General features: G+C 48.3%; 10 protein-coding genes. 7 read left to right on the top strand and 3 right to left on the bottom strand.

From position 1 onward, the window contains the following. Positions 1 to 60: 60 nt before the first annotated feature. Positions 61 to 3,075, bottom strand: a complete 3,015-nt coding sequence (locus tag EAE30_RS14015) for a flavocytochrome c (RefSeq protein ID WP_123016473.1) — start codon at positions 3,073 to 3,075, stop codon at positions 61 to 63. Positions 3,076 to 3,559: 484 nt separating this feature from the next. Between EAE30_RS14015 and acuI the strand changes: the two genes are divergently transcribed. After that, entirely contained in the window at positions 3,560 to 4,540 is a 981-nt protein-coding gene (acuI, locus tag EAE30_RS14020) for an acrylyl-CoA reductase (NADPH) (protein WP_123016474.1), read from the top strand. 27 nt (positions 4,541 to 4,567) lie between these two features. Here acuI and EAE30_RS14025 read toward each other — a convergent pair whose 3' ends face one another. Both EAE30_RS14025 and EAE30_RS14030 read right to left on the bottom strand, forming a co-directional pair. Further along, positions 4,568 to 5,521: a LysR family transcriptional regulator gene (locus tag EAE30_RS14025; RefSeq protein ID WP_123016475.1), complete on the bottom strand. Its 954-nt coding sequence runs from the start codon at positions 5,519 to 5,521 to the stop codon at positions 4,568 to 4,570. A gap of 282 nt (positions 5,522 to 5,803) precedes the next feature. Then, positions 5,804 to 6,697 carry a LysR family transcriptional regulator gene (locus EAE30_RS14030; protein ID WP_123016476.1) on the bottom strand — a complete coding sequence of 298 codons (894 nt, stop codon included), beginning with the start codon at positions 6,695 to 6,697 and terminating at the stop codon, positions 5,804 to 5,806. 97 nt (positions 6,698 to 6,794) lie between these two features. On the opposite strand from EAE30_RS14030, the gene budA reads away from it, so the two are divergent. From budA to rsxD, 6 genes are all read left to right on the top strand, one after another. Continuing rightward, the gene (gene budA, locus EAE30_RS14035) at positions 6,795 to 7,580 is read left to right on the top strand and encodes an acetolactate decarboxylase (RefSeq protein WP_123016477.1); all 786 of its coding nucleotides are present in this window, start codon (positions 6,795 to 6,797) and stop codon (positions 7,578 to 7,580) included. 32 nt (positions 7,581 to 7,612) lie between these two features. Continuing rightward, on the top strand, positions 7,613 to 9,316 hold the full coding sequence (gene alsS, locus EAE30_RS14040; protein ID WP_123016478.1) for an acetolactate synthase AlsS: 1,704 nt from the start codon (positions 7,613 to 7,615) through the stop codon (positions 9,314 to 9,316). A 315-nt stretch (positions 9,317 to 9,631) separates the two neighbouring features. Then, complete coding sequence (gene rsxA, locus EAE30_RS14045) at positions 9,632 to 10,213, top strand: electron transport complex subunit RsxA (protein WP_123016479.1); 582 nt, start codon at positions 9,632 to 9,634, stop codon at positions 10,211 to 10,213. Further along, positions 10,213 to 10,794, top strand: coding sequence for an electron transport complex subunit RsxB (gene rsxB, locus EAE30_RS14050; RefSeq protein WP_123016480.1), 582 nt, complete (start codon positions 10,213 to 10,215; stop codon positions 10,792 to 10,794). Before rsxA ends, rsxB begins: the two co-directional genes overlap by 1 nt. Then, positions 10,794 to 13,277: an electron transport complex subunit RsxC gene (rsxC, locus tag EAE30_RS14055; RefSeq protein ID WP_123016481.1), complete on the top strand. Its 2,484-nt coding sequence runs from the start codon at positions 10,794 to 10,796 to the stop codon at positions 13,275 to 13,277. The genes rsxB and rsxC overlap by 1 nt, the downstream gene beginning before the upstream one ends. Then, positions 13,277 to 14,323 (top strand): electron transport complex subunit RsxD, encoded by a 1,047-nt coding sequence (gene rsxD / locus EAE30_RS14060; protein WP_123016482.1) that lies wholly within the window; start codon positions 13,277 to 13,279, stop codon positions 14,321 to 14,323. Before rsxC ends, rsxD begins: the two co-directional genes overlap by 1 nt. Positions 14,324 to 14,326 lie beyond the last annotated feature (3 nt).

The following is a 14,326-nucleotide window of genomic DNA, read 5'->3' on the forward strand; positions in this document are numbered from 1 at the left end:
GTTAAGTAATAAAGGAGAGCAAAGCTCCCCTTTATCATGACCGATTTTATTGAGATAACACTACACAAGATTGGCCGCATTCGCTCCCGCAATACGACCATATGTGAAGATATCAATCAATGCATTACCACCGAGGCGGTTACCGGCATGGATCCCACCCGCGACTTCACCAGCCGCATATAAGCCTTGAATGACTTGACCATCTTTATCAATAACGCGTGCTTGCGTATCGATTTTCAGGCCACCCATGGTATGGTGAACCGACGGTTGTCGTGGCGTTGCATAGAAAGGCGCCTTAACGACTTTGAGCCCAAAGGCGCTCTTATTAAACTCAGGATCATGCCCTTGCTCCACATAATGATTGTATTGAGTAATGGTGTTCGATAACGCCTCTGCTGGTACCCCAATTTTTTCCGCTAACTCTTCAATAGAATCCGCTTTAATAATGGTACCTTCTTTGATTTCTCGCTCGATGGTTTCATCTGACGTATTGGCTGCCGTGTGACGAATATTTTCATCCGCAATCATATACACGAGACCACCATTATCGAAAAAGGCGCCAGATAACACATCTCGGCTGCCACACTCATCCACAAAGCGTTTACCCTGTTGGTTAACAAACACAAAGTTTTCAGGTGGTACAATCAAGCCCGTCAACAATGCCCCAGATTTAGGGTCACCTATAGGCATCAACTGAACAAAGCCCATGCCGACAAGTTCGGCTCCCGCTTTTTCGCCAATCTCAATACCATCACCGACCAGTGCGGGTGAGTTTGTTGTTTTAATATCATCAGCAATGTCTTTCCAATACGTATTGTACTTTTTAATCATCTGCGTATTGGCACCGAATCCGCCAGACGCCATCACCACACCATTGTTCACGTGCAGAATCAGTTCCGTACCATCGGCTTGCATCGCTTTGATGCCAACCACTTTACCCGATTCGACGATCAAATCGGTCGCCCGTGTATCCGTGATGATGCGGCCATTTTGCTCTTGGATACGTTTGGACAGCTTATCAACAAACTCTACGCCTTTTTGGCGTTTTGGTTTATGCGCTCGACGCCATAATGCACCAACGGGAATTTCAACCACACTGCGGTCAAAATCAATGCCCTTCTCCGTTAACCAATCAATGGATTCCATAGAACGTGAAGTCAGCGTCTGTACCAGATCATACTGCCCATGGATTGCTTGTCCATTAAGGTCAGTACGTTTACCCCCCAAATAGGTTTGGATACGATGCAGCTCTTCTGAATCGAATAGGTACGGCTTACCTTTTTCAAGATCGGTAAAGTAGTGATCAAGTTGTGATTTCAAGGTTCTAAAATCAGCCAAATATCCGTCGACAAACTCAGATTCAGGTGTATTCGCCAAATGCATCAACGTTTCTTTTTCGCCTGGCAGTGAAGCAAACTCGCCTTGCCATTTCGGTTCAGCCGCATTCACCCAACCACCGGTGCGCACGGTATTGCCGCCAATCGCTGGAAATTTCTCAAGCAAGATAACGGATTTCCCTTCATCTAAAGTGGTTAATGTCGCACTTAAACCGGCACCACCACCACCAACGACCACAATATCAACCGTTTCTTCTATGGTCTTAGTAGACCACTCAACGGCCTCTCTTGCTTTACAACGAAGGGCTTCAGAGTTACCACCAGCAAGATCCACAGCATTAGCCACCCCATCAAGCACCGCTTGGCTACTGACGGTCGCCCCCGAGATAACATCAATATTCAGTGTTTGACCATCAAGAATCTGTTGCGGAATGCGCTCAAAGGCTGGGTTAGCAATGCCGTCTGATTCTTTCGATGAATCCACAATGATATCTAGAATCTTATCTTCAGAGAACGTGACAGTCACAGGTAAATCATCGTTATGACCACGGCCATAGGCGGTATAATCACCCGCGTTAAATTTGATCGGGATGTTCTGTAGCTCTTTAATGCGCTGGTGCTTAATGGCCTCAGCGGCACTGTCGACGATCATATAGTCCATGATCTCCCACAATGGCGTAGGAATTTCTAACGCGGCTTGTTGCTCAATATCAGCAAACTCGGCACACGTTTCACCGTTAAGCGCTTTCTCAGCCCAAGTTTTCTCGACCAAGAAACCTTTGCCTACCGCCACGATGTCATACCCATTTTCCAGTGCTTTGTCCGCATCACTACGCTGAGCGATGCCGCCAACGCCAATCACCGGTACTTTGGCTAACGTTTCAGACTGAAGCTGACGGTACTTGGTGATGATCGGCTCAAGATCTTCTGGGGTCACAATCGAATTACGAGACCAACTCCCCATGGAGAAATGCAAGTAATCCAAACCATATGCCGCGAGCTTCTCTAGCAAATACATGGTGTCATCAAAGCGGATACCCGGTTGTTCAATCTCTTCAGGAGAAAAACGATACCCGATAATGAAGTCGGATTTATTGTGCGATTGCACGACCTCTTTTGTTTTTGCCAATATCGCTAACGGGAAGGTAGTCCGTTTATTGATATCACCGCCCCATTGATCGCTTCGACGGTTTGAATGGGGAGAGAAAAACTGCTGGAGTAAGTAGGTGTTTGCGCCGTGAATTTCGACGCCATCGAAGCCAGCAAGAATCGCACGGTTCACTGCATCACCAAAGCGTACAATCATGTCTTCGATTTGCTCTTGGGTCATTTGCAATGGGGTTTCTGCGTTGTCACGCAACGCAGCCACTGGACTTGCCGAGATCGGCTGATGGCCACCGTTAATTTCGGGATTGGCCATTCGACCTGCGTGATAGATCTGTAAAATTGCCTTTGACCCTTTGGCCTGAATGGCTTCAGCGAGTTTGCGTAAACCGGTTATTTTGCTATCCGTATCGATCCCTAAAGCCCCGGGAAAGGCTCGACCATATTTTTCAACGAACGCGCTTTCGACGATCACCGCTCCTGCATCGCCGGCACGAGCCGCGTAGTAGGTGATCATTTCATCGGTCACACCCCCATCAAAAAACGCAGATTGAATCGTCATGGGCGCCATCACGATACGATTATGAAGCTTCCCACCAGACTGGAATACGATACCATCGGTTAACTGAGTCATAGATTGTTCCTCTAATAGATTAATTCTCATGTTAAACGCGCCAATCACTCAAGCTTGAGTACATAGTGAATGCTTGATGGTTAGCCAGTTTGATATGAAAACTTAGAGATTCAATAACCACAGTAATATCATGGAAATAAATCTATGAGTAAAATGACTTATTTACATATACATCATGACTCTTGTGCATAAAGAATGCGCAGCCTTTGGAAAGTGAAGTGGTCGGCTTACGCTTAGGCTGAAAAATAACATTGAGGCTCATGAGCGGAGGGAAATAAACGCGTTAAATCTTGCTGTGAACAGCCCGACATAAGGTCAATGGTTCAGAAGCGACACCTCGTTAACCCCGAATCTAGCCTGTCTCTATCACACCAATCGCTATGATTATTTTGCATAGTTATCTATGCTAAACTTTCATTTAATTCATACTGGTATCAGCGCTAGACTTCCGTCAATTTGTCACTTCCTATGTATGGAGAACAGTATGTTTGATGCGTTAATTCTGAATCAAGAAGATAAAAAAACCATGGCGACGATAGAGCCGATTGATGAGTCACAACTTCCAGAAGGAGAAGTGTTGGTCGCGGTCGATTACTCATCATTGAACTACAAAGATGGTCTCGCTATTACAGGCAAAGGTAAAATTATCCGTCATTTCCCGATGGTGCCGGGCATCGACTTAGCAGGCAAAGTACTCCATTCTGACGATTCTCGTTATCAAGAAGGAGACTCCGTGGTACTGACTGGTTGGGGTGTGGGTGAAAACCATTGGGGTGGCATGGCTCAAAAAGCAAGCTTGAAAGCCGACTGGCTTGTTCCTCTTCCACAGGGTTTCAGTGCAAAACAAGCGATGATGGTTGGCACCGCTGGCTTCACCGCCATGCTGTGTGTTCAGGCGTTGATTGACGCTGACATCAAACCTGAAAACGGCACCATATTGGTGACTGGCGCCAGCGGTGGTGTCGGCTCTGTCGCCGTTGCCCTGCTCTCGACACTGGGCTACAAAGTGGCGGCAGTGACGGGTCGAATTGAAGAGAACGGCCCATTATTAGAATCACTCGGTGCGAGCCAACTTATTGATCGTAAAGAATTTGAAGAGCCAGCTCGCCCGCTAGAAAAACAAGTTTGGGCAGGTGCCATTGATACGGTTGGCAGCAAAATGTTAGCGAAAGTATTGGCGCAAATGGATTACAACAGTGCGGTTGCAGCGTGTGGTCTCGCGGGCGGTTTTGATCTCCCTACCACAGTGATGCCATTCATTTTGCGCAATGTGCGTCTACAAGGTGTGGATTCTGTGAACTGCCCACGTGAAAAACGCATGGCTGCGTGGGAAAAACTGGCGCAATTGTTGCCTTCTCAATATTTCGAGCAAGCCTGCACAGAAATCACGTTGAATGAAGCGCCGCTCTATGCCGAGAAAATCACCACAGGTCAAAATACTGGCCGTGTTGTTATCAAACTTTAAGCGACTCTCCGATAAGGCCCTACCCTATTAGGGCCTTAATTTGTCCAGCCCCATCTCTTCTACACGCTTGGCAATGAGCCTGCCACATTCTTCTTTTACAATGCTTCTTAACCATTTCTGGGCCGGTGAATGTTCACAGCGAGGATGCCAAATCATCGAATAATCAAAAGGCGTAAAATCAAATGGAAGGGGTTTGACTATCAGGTCATAACGCTCAGAGACTAAGTAAGCTAAATCCGCTGGCACCGTGATAATTAATGGCATCATATCCACGATCGCGAGTGCCGCTTCTAAGTGATAGGCCCTTAACACCATACGCCGTTGAGGCTTGTTTTCCAATGCCTGTTCAAGCAATGATTTAACCCCATCACTAATCGCAATCATGGCATGGGGGTACTTCAAATAATCATCAAGCCCCATCGTTTGGTTCGCTAAAGGGTGTTGCTTAGAGAGTAAACACAACACACCGACACGTCCCAATATTTCATGCTGTAATGGTTCAATCGAGTGAATGGGACGGCAAATGGCTAAATCGGCGCGGCCATAAGTGAATTGATCTTTAAAATGCTCGTTCTGTAGCGGCAAAAAGTCAAACGCGACATTCGGGGCTTCCTGACAAATGCGCGGTAAAGCAAAGGGTAACAGCGTTTGCATGGCATAATCAGTCGTCGCAATGGTAAAGGTTTGATCGCAATACTTAGGGTCAAAGTCGATGGGCGATAACAGTTGTCGAAAAGACTCAAGTGGCTCGCCTAACGCTCGATTCACCGACAACGCCTTTTCCGTCGGGATCAAGTACTGTCCTTGGCGGGTAAAAAGCGGGTCAGAGAGTAAACAACGTAATCGCCCTAAAATCCGACTCATCGCTGACTGGCTTAGGTTTAAACGGTTCGCGGCTCGGCTAACACTGCGCTCCTCAACCAGTATGCGCAATGCAACTAATAGATTTAAATCTCGACGATAGATCTCTTCTACTTCCATACCCAATCTTACGTAATCTAACAACGTTACTAGTGTACCCAATAAATGCCGAAAAATATCTGTTAAGTTTGCAACAAACTGATGCAGATAATATTCTCGATCGAAACCGAAGCATCGCGTTTACCGAACCGCTACGTCTCAAGCACAAAAAGAAAAATCCTCCCTAACCATTCTTACAATCTCACCTTAAAAACAACAAAAGTATCATGATTTCAACATGCCATGCCTAACTCTCTATCACTCGGCGTCCATCTCGCCAGAGCCGAACGTGATAGAAGGTAATCAGAAGCGCTCCGCTTTAGAGATCGCGTTTAATTTGGCCACGACCTTCAGTGCCTGAGGATTTAGATTGGATGCTTGCCAAGCCACCACGATTTGACTCGTGAGCGTCATATCCTCGATGCTGACAATGACCGCTGAATTGTCCAAATGCTCCGCCAAAGAATACGGTACGATGGCGATACCAAATCCGGCCTGAGCCATAGCAATCGTCGTGCGCAGTTGCGGCGACGCAAATTGTGGCTGTATGCGTATGCCAGCATCACTCAATAACGCGCTCAACGCATCATACAGTGCAGGCCCCGTTTCTCGCGGAAAAAGTAACAAGGTTTGTTCTTTGAGCTGATGCAGTTGAAGGCTGTGACACTCTGCCAACACATGATTGGCTGGGATCACCGCAACAAATGGATCATCCAGCAGATTTTTGCGTTCAAACGGCTCACTGGCGTAACACGGCACTCGCATAATCGCGAGATCTTGTTGCTTGTTTTTAAGCTGACTCACCAGCTCGGGCATCGGCATTTCTGCGGTATTAAAATGAATACCGTCACTTTGAATCATTGCCATTTTTTCAAGCACTGGGATACAGGTTGAAGTGGATGTGGCAAAACCAATGTTCACCTGCGTATTTTCACCACGAGCTACTTGCCTCACTCTGGCTTCCGCGCGCTGCGCATCCGCCAAAATATTCTGCGCATCTGTTAAAAATATTTCTCCTGCGCGGGTCAATTCAACCCCACGAGATAACCGTTTAAATAAATCCACCCCTAGCTCATGTTCCAGCTTTTTGATCTGCTGACTCAAGGGTGGCTGTGCGATCCCGATCTGGTCAGCCGCTTTAGTAAAGTGGCGTAACTGGGCAACGGTGACAAAGTACTTTAGGTGACGAAATTCCATATTTTTTCTATATCGAAATAAATCTTTTTTATATTGGATTTATCGGAGCAATAAAGTCAATCTAAATATACACACTATTGCATACATGGATAAACTCATGCGTGAACTTTCTAACTCTCAATGTGCCTGCTCGTTTGATGTCGCAAAAGAATATGCGCTTTATCATCACACCACCGGCGAGGGAGAGATTTATCAAACCTCATTGATGAGTGCCCTGATTGCTGGCATCTACGAAGGTACCACAAGCATAGCGCAGTTGCTCGAACACGGTGATTTTGGCTTGGGGACATTTGACCAGCTTGATGGCGAGCTTATTGCCTTTGATAAAGACGTTTATCAACTGAAATCCGATGGTTCAGCCAATCCTGCGGATAAGGAACAGAAAACCCCTTTTGCCGTTATGACTTTCTTCAAAGCGGACATCGAACTTCCATTAACCTCGACCATGTCGCGCTCAGAGGTACATGCGCTCATCGACAATATGGTGCCCAGTGACAACGTCTTCTGCGCCGTACGTATCGATGGCGTGTTTGACTTTGTACGTACACGCACCGTTCCAAAACAAACTCGCCCTTATCGTCCAATGATCGATGTGGTCGAGGCGCAACCGACCTTCAAATTTAATCAAAGACATGGGGTGGTGGCAGGCTTTCGTAGTCCACAATACACCACGGGTATCAATGTTCCCGGCTACCACGAACACTTCATTACCGATGACCGACAAGGCGGCGGACACATTCAAGATTATCGCGTGTCATCCGGTTTTCTTCAGATAGGCAAAGTCTCGCGACTGGTCATTGACACGCCATCCTCCGCAGACTTCCTTAACGCCGATTTGGCACCGGAAAATATTCGCGCCGCGATCGAAAAAGCCGAAAAATAATACAATTAGGTCAACCTAATAAGGAATAAAAAATGTCATCTCAACCTTCAAAACATACCGGCGCCCAGTTAATCGCACAGCAACTGGAATCATTGGGTATCCAAACTATTTTTGGTATTCCTGGCGCCAAAATAGATCCCTTGTTTGATGCGATCGAAGATACCAATATTGATATGATTCCCGTACGTCACGAGGCAAACGCCGCCTTTATGGCCGGCGTCGTCGGTCGCTTAACCGGTAAAGCCGGTGTCGCGCTGGTGACCTCAGGACCGGGCTGCGGAAACCTAGTCTCAGGTGTGGCGACGGCTAACTCAGAAGGCGATCCAATGCTGGCGATTGGTGGCGCGGTGAAACGTACTGACCAACAAAAACAGACTCACCAAAGTATTGATACCGTTAGTATCTTTCGTTCCATCACTAAATTCAGTGCCGAAGTACAACACGCCGATGCCGCCACTGAAGTCATGGCGAACGCCTTTCGTATCGCCGAGTCCGGTCGTCCGGGGGCCTGCTTTGTCAGCCTTCCTCAAGACGTCTTAACCGACCAAACCCAAACGGACATCATTGTTCCGTCTCACTACAGTCAACCGGGGATCGCGGATAGCGCAGCAACAGAAGAAGCCATCAGTCGTATCAAACACTCGCAGCGCGCTGTCGTCTTACTGGGATTACATGCCAGCCGCAGCACCAACAAAGCCGCTATCGCACGTTTTTTACAAAAAACACAGTTGCCCGTGGTGGGCACCTATCAAGCCGCTGGCGCCGTCGATATTACTTACTATGATCACTTTGCCGGACGAGTCGGACTCTTTAATAATCAGCCCGGCGATGTGCTGCTGCGTGATGCCGATTTAATTATCACAGTGGGATTTAGCCCGATTGAATATGACCCAGAATTGTGGAATCGTCATCGTTCTGCCATCATCCATGTCGATATTGAACCCGCTGAGTACCAATTAAATTACCAGCCTTGTGTCGAAATTGTCGGCGATATCGCTCAATCGCTCGAACAGGTCAGTAACGCCATATCTGAAGCCACATCACTCTCGCCAATGGCTGCGTCGATATTGGATGAAGTCGCTACCCAACGAGAAGTGATTAAGCACTACCCTATCAAACACACCGCCCAAGGCTTTCATCCGCTGACCCTTATCAAAGCCATGCAAGAGATAGTGTCAACAGATACCACCATGTGTTTAGACATGGGCAGTTTCCATATTTGGATTGCGCGTTACCTAAGCTGCTTCCGAGCTCGCCAAATGCTGGTATCCAACGGACAGCAAACCATGGGAGTAGCGCTTCCTTGGGCGATTGGCGCCAGCCTACTTAAACCGGGTCATAAAATTATTTCGGTTTCAGGGGATGGCGGATTCATGCAATCGAGCATGGAATTGGAGACCGCCGTAAGATTAAAATGCAACATTGTGCATATCATATGGGTAGACAACGCCTATAACATGGTAGAAATGCAGGAAATGAAGAAATACCAGCGTTACTCTGGCGTCAAATTTGGCCCAATTGATTTCAAAATGTATGCCGAATCATTTGGAGCAAAAGGGTTTGCTGTGACCAATCGCCACGAGTTACAGTCGGTATTAAAAGCCGCCATGGACGTCGAAGGGCCATCAGTGGTGGCGATTCCCGTGGACTACAGCGATAACTATAAATTGATGGTACCACGTGACAATCAGCAACAAGATCCTGTGTTTGCCGAGTCATGTTGTTCTAATCATTAACGCCATCCTATCCTGCGCATCAAGGTCGCAAACTTGATGCGCATACTGACAATCGCCACTCTTGACATTAATCGCCGCTTTTCCCATCAAGCCCTCCCTTCTTTTGCTTGTGTCTTGTGTCTTGTGTTACAATTACCGCTATTGAATGACTGTCGAATTCAATATCCAGATACGGCATAGAACACGGATTCGTGTTCCATCATGCGACGCGCAGACAGATTGTATCCAGCCGTATAAAACCCTAGCTTTCCTCGGTTGTTATCTTCGCTACAAAACCGGATAATACCAGGATCAGAACATCACCCTAGACTGACTATGACCGAATATGTGTTGCTGTTGATCGGCACTGTGCTGGTGAACAACTTTGTACTGGTAAAATTTTTAGGTTTATGCCCATTCATGGGGGTTTCGAAAAAGCTAGAAACCGCTATTGGTATGGGGTTAGCCACCACGTTCGTACTCACGCTTGCGTCGGTATGCTCTTATCTGGTTGAAACCTATATTTTACGGCCGCTTGGTATTGATTACCTACGCACAATGAGTTTCATCTTAGTAATTGCGGTAGTGGTGCAATTTACGGAAATGGTGGTCCATAAAACCAGTCCGACTTTGTATCGACTGCTGGGGATCTTTTTGCCGTTAATCACAACCAACTGTGCAGTACTCGGTGTGGCATTGCTTAACATTAATGAAAATCATGATTTTATCGAATCGATCATTTACGGATTTGGTGCCGCATTAGGCTTTTCATTGGTGTTAATTCTCTTTGCTTCAATGCGTGAACGGATCCACGTTGCCGACGTCCCTGCTCCCTTTAAAGGTGCATCGATTGCGATGATCACCGCAGGATTAATGTCTCTTGCCTTTATGGGCTTTACCGGATTGGTGAAACTGTAATGAGTACCATCTTGATTGCTGTTATTGCACTGGCCGTTCTTGCGGCAGTATTCGGTGCAATTCTTGGGTTTGCATCCGTACGCTTTAAAGTCGATGCAGACCCGATTGTTGATCAAATTGATTCAATTCTTCCACAAACCCAGTGCGGTCAATGTGGTTACCCTGGTTGCCGCCCGTACGCAGAAGCCATCGCCAATGGCGATACCATTAATAAATGCCCTCCTGGCGGCCAAGCCACCATAGAAAAGTTGGCCGACTTAATGGGGGTTGACGTACCAGAACCGGCGCACGATCTGGACGACAATGTCAAAACCGTGGCTTTCATTCATGAAGACATGTGTATTGGCTGTACCAAATGCATTCAAGCGTGTCCTGTCGATGCCATTGTCGGGGGCACCAAAGCCTTACATACCGTCATCAAAGATGAATGTACGGGGTGTGATTTATGTGTCGCCCCTTGCCCAACGGACTGTATTGAAATGATCCCAGTTGAAACCACACCGGATAATTGGAAGTGGCAACTGGAGGCGATCCCTATCGTCGATGTCACAGATGCGGCCGCCAAGCAAGGTGTCAACTAATGGATAACATGTCATTAATCGAACAAATCAAAAGCGGAAAATTGTGGGATTTCCCTGGGGGCATTCACCCACCAGAGAACAAAAAACAATCCACCAAAAAACCGCTTGTTGATGCGGGAATTCCCCGCGAATTAATCATTCCGTTAAAACAACATATCGGACGAGCGGGCGATGTCATTGTCAACGTCGGTGACCAGGTCTTGAAAGGTCAGCCACTGACCCAGTGTAATACCGGTTTTACCGTGCCAGTGCATGCACCGACTTCGGGTATTGTCACCGCTATTGAACAACGTACAGTCGCCCATCCTTCAGGGTTAGAAGAGACTTGTCTGATTCTCGAATCCGATGGTCATGATCGCTGGATTGAACGTTCCCCTTACCAAGACTTTCGCTTAGCCACGCCATCGGAGCTAATTGAGCACATTCGCCGTGCAGGGATTTCAGGTATGGGCGGAGCCGGTTTCCCGACCGCTCGTAAGATTGAATCTGGCCAAGCTAAAATCGACATGGTCATCATTAACGCAGCAGAATGTGAACCCTACATTACGGCCAACGATGCCCTAATGCGCGAATACGCGGACGATATCATCAAAGGGATCGATATTGTTGAACATATTCTGTCTCCTAAGCTGACTGTCATTGGTATTGAAGATAACAAGCCACAAGCCATCAAAGCGTTGGAAGCGGCCGCGGCTGACCACGAGAATATACTCATTCGCGTGGTGCCGACTAAGTATCCTTCCGGTGGCGCTAAACAGTTAATCAAATTATTAACCAATCAAGAAGTCCCCAGTGGGCGACGCTCATCAGAGCTTGGGCAAATGGTATTTAACGTCGGTACGGTGCATGCCATAAAGCATGCCATTATTGACGGTGAACCTTTGATTCAACGCGTAGTGACGCTAACCGGAAAAGCCATTAAGCACCCGCAGAACGTGTGGGCTCGGCTCGGTACCCCTATTCAATTTTTATTGGATCAATTTGGCTACAAAGAAGACAAAAAAATCCCTCGCTTGATCATGGGAGGCCCACTGATGGGCTTTGCTCTTCCTCATAGCCAAGTGCCGATCACCAAAATATCCAACTGTATTTTAGCACCGACGCGTCGTGAACTGGCACCACCAAAACCGGAAATGCCATGTATTCGTTGCAGCGCGTGTGCCGATGCTTGCCCTGCTTCGTTATTACCACAGCAACTCTTTTGGCACGCCAAAGCTGAAGAATATGAAAAGTGTGAAGAGCTCAATCTAAAAGACTGCATTGAATGTGGGGCTTGTGCCTATGTTTGTCCGAGCGATATTCCGCTCGTGCAATATTATCGCCAAGCGAAAGCAGAAATCAGAGAACGCCGTCTTGAAGCGGAAGCGGCGGATCGTGCCAAACAGCGCTTTGAGGCGAAGAAAGCACGGATGGAGCGCGATAAAGCGGAACGTGAGGAACGCTTTAAAAAAGCAGCGGAACAACGCCGTCAAAAAATGACCGAAGCCAATAACGGCAATGATGCTGTGGCTGCCGCGATTGAACGCGTTAAAGCACAAAAGCAAACATCCCAACAAGAGGCTGGTCCTAAACCCGCAGTGGCGGCTGCCATTGCTCGCGCCAAAGCCAAACAAGCCGAAGCCATGGGCCAAGAAGCAGAAGCGCCTGATAATAGTGAAATGATGAAATTGCGTGAAGAGCGTAAACGTCAGGCACGTGAGCGTAAGGCGGCGAAGCAACAACAGACCAACAGCGATAATGAATCGGCGTCTCAGGCTTCCTCCACCAATAACACCGCGCCAAGTGAAAGCAAAAGTGATGCGGTCGCCGCAGCGATTTCTCGCGCCAAGGCTCGTAAGCAGCAAGCGACATCGTCAGACACCGATGCATCACCCGCGCCTGACACCGCGCCGCCATCACACGCTGAGACCGACTCGGCTGCGCAAGACAGCGACCCGAAAAAAGCCGCCGTCGCCGCTGCCATTGCCCGCGCCAAAGCTCGTAAGCAGCAGCAAGCGATATCGTCAGACACCGATGCATCACCCGCGTCTGATACCGCGCCGCCATCACACGCTGAGACCGACTCGGCTGCTAAAGACAGCGACCCGAAAAAAGCCGCCGTCGCCGCTGCCATAGCCCGTGCTAAAGCTCGCAAGCAGCAGCAAGCGACATCGTCAGACACCGATGCATCACCCGCGTCTGATACCGCACCGCCATCACACGTTGAGACCGACTCGGCTGCTAAAGACAGCGACCCGAAAAAAGCCGCCGTTGCCGCAGCCATTGCTCGCGCTAAAGCTCGCAAGCAGCAGCAAGCGACATCGTCAGACACCGATGCATCACCCGCGCCTGACACCGCGCCGCCATCACACGCTGAGACCGACTCGGCTGCGCAAGACAGCGACCCGAAAAAAGCCGCCGTCGCCGCTGCCATTGCTCGTGCCAAAGCACGTAAAGCGGCCAATAAGCAACATTCAGCGACTAATTCCGAGGAGAATGACTAGTGGCCTTCTTTATTGCAAGTTCCCCGCATACCCATGTTAAGCGAAGTACGGCTGACATCATGAAATGGGTCGCCGTGTGTGCGATTCCAGGCTTGTTGACCCAGCTCTACTTCTTCGGTTGGGGCACTTTGGTACAATTACTATTTGCGATTGTGGTGGCGTTGAGCTTTGAAGCGATCGTTATGAAATGTCGTAAACGCCCCATTAAATTGGCATTGCGTGATAATAGTGCGCTCGTCACCGCTTGGTTACTCGCCGTTTCGATTCCACCCTTATCCCCTTGGTGGCTTATGGTGATCGGGCTTATTTTTGCCATTGTGATCGGTAAACAATTGTACGGTGGATTAGGTCAAAACCCGTTTAACCCAGCCATGGTGGGATACGTCGTACTATTGATTTCGTTCCCAGTACAAATGACCAGTTGGATGCCGCCATTACAATTTGCCCCACAAAGTGTGTCGTTCGGTGATGCTATCTCGACGATCTTTACGGGCTTCAGTATTGATGGTTATTCACTACAACAAATTCGTACTGGGCTCGATGGTATTACCATGGCAACGCCACTCGATACCATTAAGACGTCAGCTCGCACCGGGCAGGCGCTAAGCGATATTATGCAAAAACCACAGTTTGGTTTCATTGCAGGAATTGGCTGGCAATGGGTCAACCTCGCTTATCTGGCGGGTGGTTTAGTATTATTGCGCCTGCGCATTATTAACTGGCACATCCCCCTCGCCTTTCTGGCGGGTCTTTTGCTCACGAGCTCGATCATTACTCTCTTAGCCCCCGGAACCACGGCAGGCCCATTAATCCACTTGTTATCTGGTGCGACGATGTTGGGCGCCTTTTTTATTGCCACCGATCCGGTCTCAGCGTCTACCACAGATAAAGGTCGACTCATTTATGGGGCTTTCATTGGCTCACTCGTGGTGATTATCCGCAACTGGGGCGGATACCCAGATGGCGTCGCCTTTGCAGTCCTGCTCGCCAATATGTGCGTGCCGATGATTGATTACTACACCAAACCTCGAACCTATGGTCATTAAGGA

The sequence above is a fragment of the Vibrio zhugei genome (genome assembly GCF_003716875.1).
Classification (GTDB): domain Bacteria; phylum Pseudomonadota; class Gammaproteobacteria; order Enterobacterales; family Vibrionaceae; genus Vibrio; species Vibrio zhugei.